General features: G+C 53.8%; 9 protein-coding genes. 6 read left to right on the top strand and 3 right to left on the bottom strand.

What is annotated here, in order from left to right; all coding sequences use genetic code 11:
- Window positions 1-3 precede the first annotated feature (3 nt).
- From folD to tnpA (PORAS_RS01535), 3 genes are read left to right on the top strand one after another with little or no spacing between them, the layout of a single operon-like run.
- The gene (folD, locus tag PORAS_RS01545; protein ID WP_044211159.1) at window positions 4-897 is read left to right on the top strand and encodes a bifunctional methylenetetrahydrofolate dehydrogenase/methenyltetrahydrofolate cyclohydrolase FolD; all 894 of its coding nucleotides are present in this window, start codon (window positions 4-6) and stop codon (window positions 895-897) included.
- A gap of 9 nt (window positions 898-906) precedes the next feature.
- Entirely contained in the window at window positions 907-4,254 is a 3,348-nt protein-coding gene (gene mfd, locus PORAS_RS01540; protein ID WP_013759926.1) for a transcription-repair coupling factor, read from the top strand.
- 11 nt (window positions 4,255-4,265) lie between these two features.
- Window positions 4,266-4,703 (top strand): IS200/IS605 family transposase, encoded by a 438-nt coding sequence (gene tnpA, locus PORAS_RS01535; RefSeq protein WP_013759925.1) that lies wholly within the window; start codon window positions 4,266-4,268, stop codon window positions 4,701-4,703.
- A 1,140-nt stretch (window positions 4,704-5,843) separates the two neighbouring features.
- On the opposite strand, the gene ispE is transcribed toward tnpA (PORAS_RS01535), so the two are convergent.
- The 3 genes from ispE to recJ are packed head-to-tail and all read right to left on the bottom strand — an operon-like array spanning window position 5,844 to window position 10,600.
- Window positions 5,844-6,704 carry a 4-(cytidine 5'-diphospho)-2-C-methyl-D-erythritol kinase gene (gene ispE / locus PORAS_RS01530; RefSeq protein WP_013759924.1) on the bottom strand — a complete coding sequence of 287 codons (861 nt, stop codon included), beginning with the start codon at window positions 6,702-6,704 and terminating at the stop codon, window positions 5,844-5,846.
- A gap of 19 nt (window positions 6,705-6,723) precedes the next feature.
- A complete protein-coding gene (locus PORAS_RS01525; RefSeq protein ID WP_245528038.1) occupies window positions 6,724-8,835 on the bottom strand; it encodes a RecQ family ATP-dependent DNA helicase in 2,112 nt (703 codons plus the stop codon).
- On the bottom strand, window positions 8,819-10,600 hold the full coding sequence (gene recJ / locus PORAS_RS01520) for a single-stranded-DNA-specific exonuclease RecJ (RefSeq protein ID WP_013759922.1): 1,782 nt from the start codon (window positions 10,598-10,600) through the stop codon (window positions 8,819-8,821). The genes PORAS_RS01525 and recJ overlap by 17 nt, the downstream gene beginning before the upstream one ends.
- Before the next feature lie 521 nt (window positions 10,601-11,121).
- On the opposite strand from recJ, the gene PORAS_RS01515 reads away from it, so the two are divergent.
- The 3 genes from PORAS_RS01515 (at window position 11,122) to PORAS_RS01505 (ending at window position 16,809) form a co-directional block, all read left to right on the top strand.
- Window positions 11,122-14,067, top strand: coding sequence for a DEAD/DEAH box helicase family protein (locus PORAS_RS01515; RefSeq protein ID WP_013759921.1), 2,946 nt, complete (start codon window positions 11,122-11,124; stop codon window positions 14,065-14,067).
- A 5-nt stretch (window positions 14,068-14,072) separates the two neighbouring features.
- Window positions 14,073-14,522, top strand: a complete 450-nt coding sequence (tnpA, locus tag PORAS_RS01510; RefSeq protein WP_013759920.1) for an IS200/IS605 family transposase — start codon at window positions 14,073-14,075, stop codon at window positions 14,520-14,522.
- A 367-nt stretch (window positions 14,523-14,889) separates the two neighbouring features.
- Window positions 14,890-16,809 (top strand): DNA-methyltransferase, encoded by a 1,920-nt coding sequence (locus tag PORAS_RS01505; protein WP_013759918.1) that lies wholly within the window; start codon window positions 14,890-14,892, stop codon window positions 16,807-16,809.
- Window positions 16,810-16,858: the final 49 nt, after the last annotated feature.

Raw genomic sequence — 16,858 nt, 5'->3', positions numbered from 1 at the left:
TCTATGACACAAGAATCATTCATTCGCCTAGATGGCAAGACCACTGCGACTGAGATCAAGAAGGAGATCGCTCAAGAGGTCCAGCAGATGGTCGCTGCGGGGCAACGTCCGCCCAGTCTGGGTGCTATCATCGTGGGACATGATGGAGCCAGCGAAACCTACATAGCGAGCAAGATCAAGGCTTGCGAAGAGGTCGGCTTTATCTCTCTGACGAAGCGCTTTGACGAGTCCATCACGCAGGAGGAGCTCATCGCAGAGATCGAGCAGCTCAACAAAGATCCCGAGGTAGATGGCTTTATCGTCCAGCTGCCACTGCCGAAGCATATTGACGAGCAGGCGGTCATTCACGCAGTAGACTACCGCAAGGATGTGGACGGCTTCCACCCGATCAACGTGGGACTCCTCAGCCTTGGCGAGCCGTGCCTCGTGCCTGCCACGCCTAAGGGGGTCATCGAGCTGCTCAAGCACTACAACATTAGCACGGAGGGCAAGCATGTGGTGGTCCTCGGACGAAGCAACATCGTGGGCAAACCGATCGCTCAGCTCTTCCTCCAGAAGGGTGCGCAGGGCAATGCGACCGTAACGATCTGCCACAGCCGCACGAAAGACATTGCCTCCATCTGCCGTCAAGCTGACATCGTGGTCGCGGCTATTGGTATCCCGCTTTTTGTCAAGAAGGAGATGGTCAAGGAGGGTGCCATCGTCATCGACGTGGGCATCACACGTGTGCCCGACGCAACGAAGAAGAGCGGCTCTCGTATCGTGGGCGACGTCGACTTTGACGAGGTAGCTCCGCTCTGCTCCTACATCACGCCTGTGCCAGGCGGTGTAGGTCCTATGACGATCATCACGCTGATGCGCAATACGATCCTGGCTCGCCAGCTACGCCAGAAGTAATCTATCCCTATGTCCCTCCTCGATCTCTGGCACGATCACCCGCGTATCGTAGAGCTTCGCCAAGCCCTACAGCAGGATCATTGTGTAGAGCTCGAGGGGGTGACCGCTTCGGCGCCCGCCTTTATCCTCGCCACCTTGGCGCGTGAGCACCCTTATCTGGTGATTGCCGAGGATGCCGATAGTGCGGGCTATATGCTGGGCGACCTAGAGGCTCTAGGGGTCAAAGCTTACTACTACCCCTCAGCCTTCAATAGACACATTAAATATGGTCAGCGAGAGCCAGCGCAGGAGGTGCTGCGTGCCGAACTGCTCGCCAGCCTTGCTGCGGGCGATACACCGCTGATCGTCTCTTACCCCGAAGCTCTTGCCGAGGCGATACCCTCCCAGCAGGAGGTCGCCCAGAGCTGCTTCACGCTTAGCGTGGGTGATGTGATCTCTCGTGACACGCTGCGAGAGCGACTACTCGAGGAGGGCTTCGAAGAGGTGGACTACGTTTACAGCCCTGGACAAGTGGTCTACCGTGGTAGTCTCGTGGACATCTTCTCCTATGGTAGCACCTATCCTTATCGCATTGACTTCTTTGACGATGAGATCGATAGCATACGCCGCTTTGACATTGAGAGCCAGCTCTCTGTGGATCAGTGTGAGCGTGCTGAGATAGCCCCCGCACTACAGGTCAAAGGCGATGCCACTGGCAGAGAGACCTCGCTCTTGTCGCTTCTATCTCCTGACTACCAACTCTGGATCAGTCGCTACGAGTCGCTCGCTGAGCAGTGGAGAGCACTCTACGATGCGGAGCTAGCGGTGGAGTACGAAGGTGCTTTTGCCACGCAGGAGGAGATGCGAGCTCTACTACTTCCCCCTGACAAACTCTCGGCTGAGGTAAAGCAGCGCACGAAGATCCTAGCCACCCCGACGAAGGGGCTCTCTTTCGTTGACCAGCGGATTACCTTTGCTACCAAGCCACAGCTACTGATCCATCGACACTTTGACCTATTGGTTGAGGAGCTGCAAGTACGCAAGCGGGGCTTCTTCAAGAGCTTCTTCCTCTCCGAGTCGTCCGCACAGGCGCAACGTCTCAAGGAGATTCTCATCGAGCGCGAAGCCGAGGAGCTACTCCCCGAGTGGGTGCCACTAGTCGTCCACGAGGGTTTTGAGGATAAAGACTTGGACGTCTTGCTCCTGACCGATCATCAGGTCTTCGACCGCTACCACCACTACCAGCTCAAGAGTGACCGCATACGCAATGCCGATGCGGCTATCTCGCTCAAGGAGCTACACGCCATCTCGCCTGGCGACTACATCGTCCACAGCGACCATGGTGTAGGACAGTTTGACGGGCTCCTCACCACGGAGGTAGACGGCAAGCCACGTGAGGTGGTCAAGCTGGTCTACCAAAACAAAGATGTGCTCCTTGTGAGCATCCACAGCCTGCACAAGCTCTCGAAGTACCAAGCGCAAGAGGAGGGCGAGCCACAGCTCAGCAAACTAGGCACGGGTGCCTGGACAAAGCTCAAAGAGCGTGCAAAGACCAAGATCAAGTCAATCGCTCGTGACCTCATTGCGCTCTATGCAGCGCGCAAGGAGCAGCCGGGCTTTGCCTTTTCGCCCGATAGCTACCTGCAGCACGAGATGGAGGCTTCCTTTGCTTATGAGGAGACGCCCGACCAACTGAAAGCGATCGAGCAGATCAAGGCGGACATGGAGAGTAACCGTCCGATGGATCGATTGGTCTGCGGTGACGTGGGCTTTGGCAAGACGGAGGTGGCGGTACGAGCGGCCTTCAAGGCGGTCGCCGACAGCAAGCAGGTGGCGGTCTTGGTGCCGACGACGATCCTAGCTTACCAGCACTACCAGACCTTTAGCCAGCGACTCGAGGGATTGCCCTGCCGTATCGAGTACCTCTCAAGAGCTAAGAGCGACAAGCAGTCTAAAGCGATCCTAAAGGATCTAGCGGACGGACGAGTAGACATATTAATAGGTACGCACCGACTACTGGGCAAGGGGGTCACCTTCAAGTCGCTCGGACTGCTCATCATAGACGAGGAGCAGAAGTTTGGTGTCAAAGCTAAGGAGCAGCTTCGTAAGCTACAGGTCAACGTAGATACGCTCACGCTCTCGGCAACACCGATACCCCGCACCCTACAGTTCTCCCTAATGGGCGCTCGTGATCTCTCCAACATCAATACGCCTCCGCGCAATCGTCAGCCGGTCACGACACGACTCATTCGCTGGTCGCAAGAGACCATTGCCGATGCCATTGGTTACGAGTTAGCACGCCACGGACAGGTCTTCTTTGTGCACAACCGCATCGAGTCGATCCACGGCGTGGCGGGACAGATCGAGGAGTGCGTCCCCGGCATTCGCATTGCGATTGCTCACGGGCGCTTGACCCCGAGCGAGACGGAGCAGATACTCCTAGACTTTGCCGAGCGCAAGTACGACCTGCTCCTAGCCACGACGATCATCGAGAACGGCATCGACATGCCCAATGTCAATACGATCCTCATCAACTCCGCTCATCGCTACGGACTGAGCGACCTGCACCAGCTCCGTGGCCGTGTGGGGCGAGGTAGTCAGCGGGCTTACTGTTATCTGATCACTCCTCCCCTAGGCACCCTCACGGAGGCTGCCGCACGACGTGTTAAGGCGATCGAGAGCTTCTCCGACCTAGGTAGCGGTATGCGCATCGCTCTGCAGGATCTAGACATACGAGGTGCCGGCAACATATTAGGTACAGAGCAAAGTGGCTTCATCGCTGACCTAGGCTTCGAGACTTACCGCAAAGTCTTTGAGGAGGCAGTGCGGGAGGTCAAACAAGAGGACTTTGCGGCGCTCTTTGCCGCTCAGACGGAGCAGCAGGCTGAGCTAGGCAATGCGCTCACCGACACCACGATCGATACTGACCTCGACCTCTCCCTACCTCACGAATACATACCGCAAGACAGCGAGCGCATCTTGCTCTACCGTGAACTGGACGAGCTGGAGAGCGACCGCGAACTAAAAGATTTTGCCGATCGCCTGCGAGATCGCTTTGGCGCACTGCCACCGCAAACCAAAAGCCTGCTTATGGTACCGCGTCTGCGACGACTAGCCAGCCACCTCGGCATCGTCAAGGTGTCGCTGCGTCGTGAGCAGATGATCCTCTTCCTCCCGCCAAGTGGCTCGGCATACTATCAGAGCAAAGCCTTCGACATACTCCTCAAGAGCGTGGCTAGCTACGGCAAAGAGTGCGAAGTGCGCGAGTCCCGTGAGGGGCATCGCAGCGTCAAGTGGCATCATGTCACCTCCGTCTACCAAGCCGACAAAATCCTCTCGACGCTCTACAAAGCCCTCTTCGCCCGCCCCGACAAATAAATCAATAAGTCATGTATGTAGGTAACTACACAGCTCTGTATTATCACATTGTATTCTCAACGAAGGGGAGAAAGCCTTTACTCACCCCTAATGTCCAGCCGAGACTATACGCCTATCTACAACATTGCTCGAAGTCTAAGAGTCACTCCATAATCAAGGTAAATGGCATGAGCGATCATATCCACATACTATTGATTGCTTACTCAGGGGACTTTGTCATCTCCAACTTCGTAAGAGAGATAAAGAAGTCCACAAACAAGTTTCTCAATACTGCGATGGGTATGAATGGCTCTTTTGCTTGGCAAGATGGGTACTTTGTTAGTACGGTTAGCAAGCGAGATGTTGCAGCTATATGCAGGTACATTGAAATGCAGCAAGAACATCACCGCAAGTTTGATATTGCACAAGAACTAGAGCTCATCTTCAGACTAAATGAAGATGAGCTCTGATAGGCGTTAGCTTCCACGAGGGGAGGTCAGACTGGGGCTGTAGTCCTTCGCCTAGTCCGACCCACAAGGGGTCGATCTTCTAGCACGTCCGCCTTTCCATCGGTCGTTCGGGGCTGTGACCCCTCCGACCGACGGCTACGATGCGTCGGACCTCTCACGAGGTCCTTTTTTATAAGCGCAATCGAATGGATTAGGCGAGTAGCCTTTGTAGGGGCGCACAGATAGTGTCGAGTCGGAGGGCGTCCATTGTCGAACCAGCCGACGTATAACCGGTGTAGGAAACGCACGGAAGTGTCGAGTCGGAGGGCGTCCATTGTCGAACCAGCCGACGTATAACCAGTGTAGGAATGCACAGATAGTGTCGAGTCAGAGGGCGTCTGTTGTCGAACCAGCCGACGTATAACCAGTGTAGGAATGCACAGATAGTGTCGAGTCAGAGGGCGTCTGTTGTCGAACCAGCCGACGTATAACCAGTGTAGGAAACGCACGGAAGTGTCGAGTCGGAGGGCGTCTGTTGTCGAACCAGCCAACGTATAACCAGTGTAGGAACGCACAGATAGTGTCGAGTCAGAGGGCGTTCATTGTCGAACTAGCTGACGTATAACCGGTGTAGGAAACGCACGAAAGTGTCGAGTCGGAGGGCGTCCATTGTCAAACCAGCCGACGTATAACCAGTGTAGGAACGCACAGATAGTGTCGAGTCGGAGGGCGTCCATTGTCGAACCAGCCGACGTATAACCAGTGTAGGAACGCACAGATAGTGTCGAGTCGGAGGACGGTCGTGATGTCAAAGATTACAGCGTCCGTGATTTAACTGGGACGGACGCCCTCCCACTAGATACTCACCATGCGTTCCTACAATAGTTACTCGTCGGTGCATCCTAACAACAATTACACGTCCAGACCTCTTTACGGAGAGCTAACGACTGCTTGCGGTCGGACGTTTCGTAGCCGTCGGTCGGAGGGGCAAAAGCCCCGAACGACCGATGGTTAGGTGAACGTGCTAGAAGATCGACCCCTTGTGGGTCGGACTAGCCGAGTGGGTGTCAAGATATTTGTCGTTACTCGTCACGCCTCACCCGTCGAATCGTTACCGGTCAAAAGGTTACTCGAGACTTTTGCGGAAGCTCTGGGAGGGAGCTAGGAGAGGCGCTCGAGCCAGACGGGGAGGTCGGCGAGGTGGGTAGCGAGCGGGGAGGAGGAGACGGAGGAGAGGGGATTGTCGGCGAAGATACCGTAGAGTGCTGTCCCTGAGCCGGACATGGCGGCGTAGAGGGCTCCGTGGTGGTAGAGCGTGTCTCGCAGAGCGGCTAGCTCAGGATAGTGCGCGAAGACGACGGACTCGAAGTCGTTGATGATCAGCTCTCGCCACTGCGCTATCGGTTGCTCCAGTAGTGCTGCAAGCTTGCCCTCCGCCTCGGGGTGGCGTGTCACCTGTCGGTACGCTTCGGCGGTACTCATGCCGATGGAAGGCTTGACGACGAGGAGCCATTTGCCGAGGAGTGCGGACGGCATCGTGAGCGGCGTGAGTACCTCGCCACGACCTGTGACCAGCACGGAGCGGGACTGAATGAAGAAGGGGCAGTCGCTGCCGAGCTCTCCAGCCAACGTCTCTAGCTCTGCCGTGGAGAGCCCTAAGCGACACAGGTCGTTGATCGCTAGGAGCGTGTAGGCGGCATCGGCCGAGCCACCACCGAGACCAGCTTCTGTCGGGATCTGCTTCTCGAGCTTGAGCTGTAGCGGAGGTATCTCTGGGTGTTGCGCTCTGAGTAGCTGCACCGCTTTGTAGATCAGATTGCGCTCGATGGGCAGTTCTCCCGCTAGACCGGCGATTTCGTACGAGTCGTACGACTCCTTCGTAGCTTCTGCAGCTATCTCTACCGTGAGCTGGTCTGCCCAGCCAATGGGGAGCATACAGCTCTCGATGTCGTGGTAGCCGTCGGGGCGACGACGCAGGATGCGCAGCCCGAGGTTAATCTTAGCGTGTGGGTGTAGGATCATATCGTGGTCACTCATTCGATTACTTATTCTTATATAGGTGTACCCCGTCGGTGCGGTAGCGGTCGTCTGTCTCGAGGAGCTGCTGCAGGATCGGGAGCAAAGCTTTCTGCTTAATCCCGAGCCTCTTAGCCAAAGTCTGCAAGGTAAGCGAAGGCGCCTCCAATTGCTCTAGAAAAGTCTTGAGTCGCGTCTCTAGAGCCTCCTCACTACGCTGGGAGCGCGCCTTACGAGCTAGACAAAGGTCACAGCGTCCGCACGGCTCAGCCAGCTCCTCACCGAAGTAGTGCAGGAGCATCGCCTGTCGGCATCCCTGCTGACCATCTAGGTATGCGATCGTGGCGGCGAGCCGCTTGGTCATAGCCTCTTTGCGCAGCTCGTACACCTCTGGGGGGATGAGAAAGTGATGCTTGCGCTCCCGCCGTGTGTAGAAGAGGATACGGGGCAAACGCTTTCGCGGGATATAGTGAATGATCTCTCGCTGGCTCATCCTGACTAGGCTGTCGTAGACCTCTTCTCCCGTCAGGTGCGTCTGTATGGAGAGGGTACGCTCGTCGATGAAGACGTAATCGGCAAAGAGTCCCGAGTAGTTTCTCAAGACAGCTCGTAGCACTTTGTCATCTTGGGCGGACAAGCCTCGGATGTAGTATAGCTCCTCTCTAGAGACCTCTACGATCAGTCGTGAGCGTGCCTCATCGAGGAGCAGCTCCCAGGCACCCGCCAGCTCGAGGATATGCAAGGCACTCAAGCTACGTGTCGGGTGCAGATGCTCCGTGCGTACAAACGCCTCTAGATCTATCTCATAGCTGCGCTCCATGCCCTCGCCGAGACCTATCCCTAGGTAGCTGTAGAGGGTATCGTAGATGTCTCGAATGTATGCTTTGTCGGGAAATTCGTTTTGCACCCGCTGCTGGAGCATACCACGATCTCGGCGCTCATATAGCACCACGGCAAAAGCGCGCAGCCCGTCACGCCCCGCACGCCCCGCCTCTTGGAAGTATTCCTCTAGAGCTATGGGCATACTCCAGTGCACCACGAGACGCACATCGGGCTTGTCGATGCCCATGCCGAAAGCATTTGTGCAAACCATCACACGCACCTCTCCTGCCATCCAAGCGTTTTGCTTGATCTCTCGCTCGGCATGCGTCAGCCCCGCATGGTAGTAGTGTGCCGATACGCCCGTCTCCTGTAGCATCTCAGCCAGCTCTTGCGTCTTCTTGCGATTGCGACAGTAGACGATCGCGCTACCAGTCGTCGAGGAGAGGATATGGAGGAGCTCCGTCGCCTTGTCTGTCGTAGGACGTACGATATACTGCAGGTTGTCCCGTGCGAAAGAACTACTGATGACATGCGGCTCACGAAAGCTCAGACGAGCCATCACATCGGCGACCACCTCAGGCGTGGCGGTCGCTGTGAGTGCTAGCAGGGGCACAGTAGGGTAGTAGCGACGTATCTCTGCAATCTTCAGATAGCTAGGGCGGAAGTCGTAACCCCACTGCGAGATACAGTGACACTCGTCCACCACGATCAACTGTATCGGTAGTTCGGGTAGACAGGCGAGAAAGAGTGGTGAGCTCAGTCGCTCAGGGGAAAGGTAAAGAAATTTGCACCCACCATACAGACAATTGTCCAAGGCACGATGGATCTCCTTGTACTCCATGCCTGAGTGAATAGCCACGGCAGACATACCCCGCTTGTTGAGGCCATCTACCTGATCCTTCATGAGAGCAATGAGCGGCGTGACAACGAGCGTCAGCCCGTCGTGGAGCATCGTCGGTACCTGAAAGGTAATACTCTTACCCCCACCCGTAGGTAGCAGCCCGAGCGTGTCTCGCCCCGCCAAGACGCTGTCGATGATCTCCGCCTGCTTGAGACGAAAAGCGGGGTAGCCCCAATAGCGATGGAGTACCTCTAGCGGGGTCTGCTCGTCGTCCGCAGAGGCGGTCTGCGGCGTCTCTGGTCTGTCGGTCGCCTGCTGAGGGGGCTCCTCACCTAGTTGCTCACGCTCGGTCTCCGTTCTCGGATCGGTCGCAGCATCACTCCACAAGTCAGCCTGCTCCTCGAGGAGCAAGTCCCAGTCGACAGCTTCGCTACGCCCAGAGGAGTTGCCTGCTGCCTCATCGCTGGGAGGCAAAGAGGTCCTCTCCAGGTCGTTGTGGCTTGACATCCTTGATCAGTAACTGTAGGGAGACAATTCCGTTAAAGTGGTTCTCATCTATTTGGTAGACAAGGGCAAAGGGTGCAATTGCTCTTCCTGCCGAAGACTTCTTCATAAAGCGGAAGGCGGGTGCTTGGTTGAAGGCTATCCCTGGGCAATGCTTCTTGGATCCCAGTGTAGGTATAGCGTCTACCTTAAAGTGCTCGCTATTGCGTCCCACAGCTCTGCTAGCCCCTCCGTCATAGAGTTGCTGTGTCACAAAGAGCGGCGGGTAGTTGTCCGGTCCATACGGAGCAAAGCGCTGTATCGTCGTGTAGAGTCTCTGCGTCACCTCACGAAGCTCTATCTCGGCATCGATCTCTATCGGTGTGGACTGTGCTCGATCACTAGTTGTCACGGCATTGACTCCCTGTATGTAAGCGCGGAAGTCGGGTAGCTTGTCCGGCAAGAGTGTCAACCCAGCAGCATAGGTGTGCCCACCGAAGTTTAGGAGCAGATCTCTAGCCTCCTCGATGATGCTGTAGATGTCTATCCCGCCGACACTTCGCGCCGAGCCCACGATCCGGTCGCTCGTGCCAGTCAGCACGATCGTCGGTCTATTGGTATACTCCGCCACACGAGAGGCAACGATTCCTATGACCCCCTTGTGCCAGTCAGGCTGGTAGAGGACTACGATGGGCTGATGTGCCAGCTCAGGATTGACTTGTAGGAGCTGCATAGCCTCGTCGGTCGTAGAGCGGTCTAGCTCGCGACGACGCACGTTGTACTCATCGATCAGCTCGCTCATGCGGGCTGTCGTCTTAGCATCATTGCTCAGGAGCAGATCGACCGCCTCGCGGCCATTCATCATACGTCCCGAGGCGTTGATCCTCGGCCCGATCTTGTAGATGATGTCGGACATCGTGATCTTACGCCCTTCGAGACCACAAGTCTTGATGATCCCCTTGAGCCCCATCGAGGGATTGCGATTGAGCTGACGGAGTCCATAGTGCGCCAAGATTCTATTTTCATCCATCACAGAGACCAGATCAGCTGCAATACTCACAGCGACCAGGTCTAGGAGCTTAAAGAGCGAAGCCGAGGGGAACCCATTATTCATCCCAAAGGCCTGCATAAACTTAAACGCGACGCCACACCCACAGAGCTCCTCAAAGGGGTAGTGACAGTCTGGTCGCTTAGGGTCTAGGACGGCCGCGGCATCGGGCAGCTGGTCGTCAGGGTGGTGGTGATCGCAGATGATAAAGTCTATCCCCAACGTCTTAGCATAGGCTATCTCGTTGATAGCCTTGATGCCACAATCCACCACGATGATCAGCGTCGCGCCTATCTCATGGGCATGATCCACGCCCCGATAGGATACGCCGTAGCCCTCATCGTCCCGTCCTGGGATATAGTAGCTCAGCAGGTGCTCGCTGCACCCCGCCGAGCGGAGGTACTTATAGATTAGTGATACTGCTGTAGTGCCATCTACATCGTAGTCGCCGTATATCATGATATGCTCCTTGCGTCCTAGCGCCTTGTTGAGACGCTTGACCGCCAGATCCATATCTTGCATCAGAAAGGGGTCGTGCAGATCCTCTAGCGATGGGTGAAAGAATCGCTGTGCATCTGCTTCTGTACGTATACCGCGACGATAGAGTAGGCGTCCCGCCACAGCGGGTATTCTCAAGGCATGCGCCAGTTGAGAGCCACCCACCTCCTCCTCTCGGGTGAAGGGAGTGTATTGCCATTCGTTCGTCATTATATTGTTTTATTTTTTTTGTCATAGGGAGAGTGGGTAGGCTAGGAGCAGACCAAGGCTCCTGACCTGCTATGTGTGCGGTCTGGACAACCTGGGTAGAAAACGATTTACAGCTCATTACTAGCGCATTATATTGTAAGCACCTAGGGCGAAGCTTGCGACAAGGTCGCACCTCCGCATTTTAGGCTCTGTAAATGTACAAAATAATCTTGAGATAGAGTACGCCGTCGCCACACATTTCAGGAGAGTCGCATTAGATTGTTGAAGTCTTTACCACACCCTCGAAGACGAAAGAGAGTTTTTAGAACTTCAGCCCCCTGGGGAGGTCGTCATGCGGGGCGTACCCCTCATATTCCTCAGTCGTTCGGTCTGAACCATCCGACTAGGGGCTATGACCCGTCCGACCGCTTGCGGTCGTCCCTCGCCGTGATATCTGTTTGATACCGCAAGGCATCACAGACGTCTATCCTACAGCGATATTTTTTACTACCTTTGGTGGGCAATCGAGTTTAGAGCGATATATGTTTTACGAATTAATCAAAGAGGCCAGCGATGCGTGGTGGGCACAGCCCGACTGTCCTTGTCAGCCATTTCTACAGTACATCTTGGAGCGGGGCAAGCTACGTGATGCGCAGATAGAGGCTATACGCCACTACCTTTATCTCAAAGTGGTACATGACAGTAAGCCTCTATATCAGATATTTACCGAGCACACCTTCGGCACCCTCACCGACGAAGATATCAGTCAGAGTGGTTGCTACTCACTCTATAGAGAGGAAAATATCCCGCTACACAATCTCGCCTACTATGCCAAGGTGCTTAGCTCAAAGGAAGAAGCTCTCCCACAGCAGTTCAAACAGATCTTAGCAAAGCATCACCAAGAGATAGACGCCTCGCAGGCACTCCGCAACATCTTTTATGGTATTGACTACGCCGACTATCTCTTTAGTTTACCAATGGGAGCGGGCAAAACCTTCCTGATGGCCTGCTTTATCTACATAGACCTATACTTCTCGCATATAGAGCCAGAGAATGGAGCCTTCGCTCAGAACTTTCTCATCCTTATACCCTCTGGTCTCAAGTCCTCCATTATGCCTAGTCTCAAGAGCATACAGGAGTTTGACCCATCATGGATACTACCGCCTGAGGTAGCGCAGCAGATAGCACGAGAGGTCAAGTTTGAGGTGCTAGACGAGAGTCGCTCTGCAAGCAAAAGCAATCGCACTAAAAACCAAAACGCTCAGAAGATCAATGCCCACGCACCACTCAATACTCTCCGTGGACTCGTTGCTATCACCAATGCGGAGAAGCTTATCGACAGACTAGATAAGCTAGACAAGCTAGGAGAGAAAGACCCTAGTCTTTTGACTCCAGAAGATATTGCACAAATACGCAACGACAATGAGTTACGCCAGATCATCGCTCAGATACCACACCTATCACTCCTCATTGATGAGGTTCACCACGCCTCTGATAGCGAGATCAAGCTCCGACAGATCGTCACCCACTGGGCCGCCGAGGGGCAGATAACTACCGTTCTTGGGTTTTCGGGGACCCCCTATCTGAGTCGAGCCGAGGAGATCACCATCTATCAGTCTGAGTCTGTCAAGCTCAAGACGATCTCCAATATTGTCTACCACTTTCCCCTGATTGAGGGAGTAGGCAACTTCCTCAAGTCACCTCAGATCAAGTATGCCGACCAGGGAGGAGAGGAGATCATACGACAGGGGGTGCAAGAGTTTATAAAGCTGTACCGAGACACCACATATAGTGATGGTACCTCTGCCAAGCTAGCCATCTATTGTGGCAAGATCGATACGCTCGAAACCGAAGTATGCCCTCTCGTCTCTGAGCTGGTTACTGCCGCTGGTTGGAGTCCAGCAAAGACAATCCTCAAGTACCACAGAGGAAATAAGAACTATCCACAGCCCGATGATGCCGAGTATCAGTTTAGCTCCCTAGACACTCCTATGTCTTCATATAGGATCATACTCCTCGTACAGATCGGCAAGGAGGGATGGGACTGTCGCAGCCTCACCTCTGTCATCTTACCACATCGAGGAGCGTGTCCTCGCAATATGGTGCTACAGACCAGCTGTCGCTGTCTCCGAGAGGTAACCGATGCTACAATCGAGACTGCTCTCGTCTGGATGAATCGTGATAATGCTAAGACCCTTAACTCACAGCTCAAAGAGCAGCAACGCACCGACATAGACCAGCTCAACAAGCGACGCCCTAACTCTCGATTCATCGAACGTTATCGATACAGTCGTCTCAAGGAGACTCAGCTCACGGACCCTATCCGATACTATCAGCTACGCATCAAGTATCAGCTAGAGGTGATCTGTGAGGAGCTACACACTCAGGATCGACTAGAGTCTAATGAGATACAGATCCCGAGCGACAAGACACTCATCACCGTACAGAGTATCACGGGAGCGATCATAGACAAGGGCTCCACCCTCGCTTCGCTACAGACTGGTGAGACGACACTACCCATCACCTTCAGAGCTTGGATAGGGAAGATACAGAAGGAGAGCTTTGGCACCCTTACTTATAGCGATCTAATAGCGTATGAGGAGTCGCTGCGTAGTCTCTTTCACAAGATTACGATACAGCAAGAGGGCGAAGGCACTTATCTCTCGCCACGCTATGACCAGCAGGCGATAAGAAGCGAGGTGCGCAAAGCTTTTATTCCGCAGCGCACGCTCCAAAGCTCCGAAGAGGTGGTCCCCGAGACAGCACACCTACTACGTGTAGAGCATCTCTCTTCACCTATCACAGTACCTGATACAGCTAGGTACTACCCCACAGTCGAAGAGGTAGACTCCATCATCGCCTTCGACAGAGGAGAGCAACGTAAGACCCTCAGCAAAGGGGTGCGAGCTGCCATTGAGGCGCTCAAGGCAAACAAAGCGCCACAGAGCTTGATCGATAATCTTCAGAATAGCCCCGACAGCCTGGAGACACCACACAACCTAGGTGCTACCCATAGCTACCACTACCTGCCGTACCACTTTGACAGCCAACTAGAGGAAGACATATTCAAAGATACGCTCCTCCCGATGGCGCAGCGACATCAACTAGAGGTCTACTTCAATGGTGACGACCTACTGACCGAGTTTGCTATCAACTGCTACACCAAGCGCAGCACCACAGGAGAGCCGACGGGTGGTGCATGGCGGTACATCGGTCGCTACTACCCCGACTTTCTCATGATACAGCGTGACGAGGCAAAAGCAATCTGCAAGATCCTCATCATCGAGACCAAGGGTGCTGGCTTCGCGTCACTCTTTCAGGACAAGCAAGCATTTGTCACCGACTACTTCCTACAGCTCAACAACAAGGCGCTCAGCGATACAACAGACTCCTATGAGATGGACTTCCTATACCTTGAGGAGCAGAGAGACCGAGAGCAGATGGATATCCTCGTGGAGCAGAAGATAAAAGAGTTCTTCCGATCGTAGACCTCATGGGTACAGATAATTATATCTCGCTTTATTATCACCTCGTCTTCTCAACGAAGGAGCGGAAGCCGTCTATCCGCCCTGACATACAGGAGCGCCTATATGCCTACATACAGGCTTGTACCAAAGCTGGTTCCTACTCTGTTATAAATGTAAATGGGATGACGGATCATATCCACATCTTACTGGTTGCTTATTCAGGAGAGTTTGTTGTCTCACACTTTGTCCGAGAGATCAAGAAGTCGACCAATAAGTTCCTAAATACAAAGGTAAGCGCACGTGGATCTTTTGCTTGGCAAGAGGGGTACTTTGCGAGTACAGTAAGCCGTAGGGATGTTGTAGCTGTCAGCTCCTATATTGATAGGCAAAAAGAGCATCACGGCAAGCTTGGCTTTGAGAAGGAGTTAACAATGATATTTGGATTAGATGCAGCTCAAGACGAATCATACTCGTAAGTCCGACCTCCCACGAGGGGAGGTCGTTATGGGGGGCGTACCCATCGGTTCCCCCAGTCGTTCGGGCTATGCCCTCCGACTGGGGGCTAGGATCCGTCCGACCGCGCTGCGGTCGTTCCTCGCTAAGCCTAAGAGCGAAACGTCATTGTCATCTATTGTGACCTCCGCAGGAGATGACACGAAGGATCCATATTGCAGATACACGTCGTTTGTGACCTCCGCAGGAGGTCAGACGAATCCTAGCCCCCAGTCGGAGGGCGCAGCCCGAACGACTGGGGGTGCAAGACGTCGCCCATGGATCGACCCCTTGTGGGTCGGACTAAAAACAGAGTTTGAATACCTCACCATTTAATACCTTATCCCGACTATGGCTATCAAATATATACCTTACACTCCCAACGTACTAGAGGGACAAGCCGTCCTGGACAATTTCACCCGCACGCAGCGCATACTGCGTTATCGTGATAGCGACCTCATCTACGAGCGTACGCAGCGTGGTATGCCTCTCTACGATGTGATGCAGACAGAGCTGCTAGGCGAAGACCCGCATAGCGACAACCTTATCTTGCGTGGCGAGTGCGTCTCCGCCTGTGCTTACCTCAAGGATCAAGGCATCGAGGTAGATCTGGTCTACATCGATCCTCCCTTCGCCAGTGGTGCCGACTATGCCAAGAAGGTCTACCTGCGTCGCAACCCCAAGGTAGCAGAGGCTGTCGCCAAGGCTGAGAAAGAGCTAGACAATGAGGAGCTACGTGCCTTTGAGGAGACTATGTATGGTGACGTGTGGGACAAGGAGCTATACCTCAACTGGATGTACGAAAACCTCCTCGCCATCAAGAGTGTTATGAGTCCGACCGCCTCTATTTACGTACACCTCGACTGGCACATCGGACACTACGTCAAGATCCTTATGGACGAGATATTCGGAGAGGAGAACTTTCGCAATGAGATTATTTGGTGCTATAAAGAAAGAGAGTCATCCAAACGATATTATAACCGCAAACATGACTGCATATACTTCTATACAAGATCCGACGATTATGTCTTTAATTATCGTGCGATTTGGGAGGAGTATTCCCCTGTAACGCTTAAGAAGTTTAAGTTCCTTGATCAAAACGGTGAGCCTTATAGACTTCGATACAAAGATGGAAGAAACGATCCAACAGAGGAAAGCGAAAACACTTATCGCCAATATTTAAAAGACGCAGAAGGTACACTCCCTAGAGATTGGTTTGAACTAGCGATCGTAAATCAAGCTGCAACAGAAAGAGTTGAGTATGCAACACAAAAACCAGAAGCTTTACTAGATCGTTTCATCAAGGCTAGTAGTGATGAGGGGATGCTGGTGGCAGACTTCTTTGGGGGCAGTGGGGTCACGGCGGCTGTCGCGACCAAGCTGGGGCGACGATTTATACACTCCGATGTCGGGGTCAACAGCATACAGACCACTCGTGACAGACTGCGTAAGATACCCGGTGCCACGGCACAGATACTCGAGATACAAGATGGGGTGAGCCTATACCGCAACCCACAGCAGACGATGACCAAGCTTCGCGAGCTGATTCCAGGTCTTCGCAACGAAGATGCTCTAGACAAGATGTGGGAGGGTAGCATCCTCGACAGCAAGGAGGGTATGATCCCCGTCTACCTGCCCAACCTTATGGACTCCACGACACGACTCCTAGACATTCCCCTGATGAATCGTATCCTCAAGGAGGCTTTCCCCGATTTACCTGATACGGTCTCGAAGGTCATCATCTACTACATTGATATGATAGATCGAGAGGAGCTAGAGACATTCATCAAGAGTGAGAATACCTACCCCATAGCAGTAGAGCTACGTGATCTCAAGGTGGTTCTAGACAATGTCACCCTAGAGGATGAGATGGTCTGGCACATAGAGTGCAACAATGGCTCGTTGGTAGATCAGATTGTGATCGACAGCTTTCACAGTGATCGTGTAGAGCGGAAGATCACCGAATACAACGAGCGTCTCCTGCAGCAGCCGATCTATAGTAAGAGACGCCCCACGCCTATCACTCTGAGTGAAGAGGGGCTGGAGCAAATTGAGTACCTAAGCCTAGACTGCACCCATAGCGATGGACCGTGGCACAGCGACACCGAGCTCATCATTGACAAGTTGGGGCAGGTAACACTCGATGGCACAGATACCAGAGAGCTATGGGATGGCTCTATAGCTTACCCTAGTAGCGGTAAGCGCCCGCTACGCATCAAGGTGCGCAACATCTGTGGTGATGAGACGATCTTCGCCTTGTCACAAGAGTAACCACCTGAGCTCAATTCCCACGTAGGAATTTCCAAATAGCTCACTGAGA

This window comes from Porphyromonas asaccharolytica DSM 20707, assembly GCF_000212375.1.
GTDB lineage: Bacteria > Bacteroidota > Bacteroidia > Bacteroidales > Porphyromonadaceae > Porphyromonas > Porphyromonas asaccharolytica.
This window is presented reverse-complemented; position numbering and strand designations above follow the sequence as displayed.

What these genes read in the sequence shown, in the direction of transcription:
- tnpA (WP_013759920.1), top strand. Translation starts at nt 14,073, where the DNA reads ATGGGTACAGATAATTATATCTCGCTTTATTATCACCTCGTCTTCTCA.
- folD (WP_044211159.1), top strand. Translation starts at nt 4, where the DNA reads ATGACACAAGAATCATTCATTCGCCTAGATGGCAAGACCACTGCGACT.
- mfd (WP_013759926.1), top strand. Translation starts at nt 907, where the DNA reads ATGTCCCTCCTCGATCTCTGGCACGATCACCCGCGTATCGTAGAGCTT.
- recJ (WP_013759922.1), bottom strand. Translation starts at nt 10,600, where the DNA reads ATGACGAACGAATGGCAATACACTCCCTTCACCCGAGAGGAGGAGGTG.
- PORAS_RS01515 (WP_013759921.1), top strand. Translation starts at nt 11,122, where the DNA reads ATGTTTTACGAATTAATCAAAGAGGCCAGCGATGCGTGGTGGGCACAG.
- ispE (WP_013759924.1), bottom strand. Translation starts at nt 6,704, where the DNA reads ATGATCCTACACCCACACGCTAAGATTAACCTCGGGCTGCGCATCCTG.
- tnpA (WP_013759925.1), top strand. Translation starts at nt 4,266, where the DNA reads ATGTATGTAGGTAACTACACAGCTCTGTATTATCACATTGTATTCTCA.
- PORAS_RS01505 (WP_013759918.1), top strand. Translation starts at nt 14,890, where the DNA reads ATGGCTATCAAATATATACCTTACACTCCCAACGTACTAGAGGGACAA.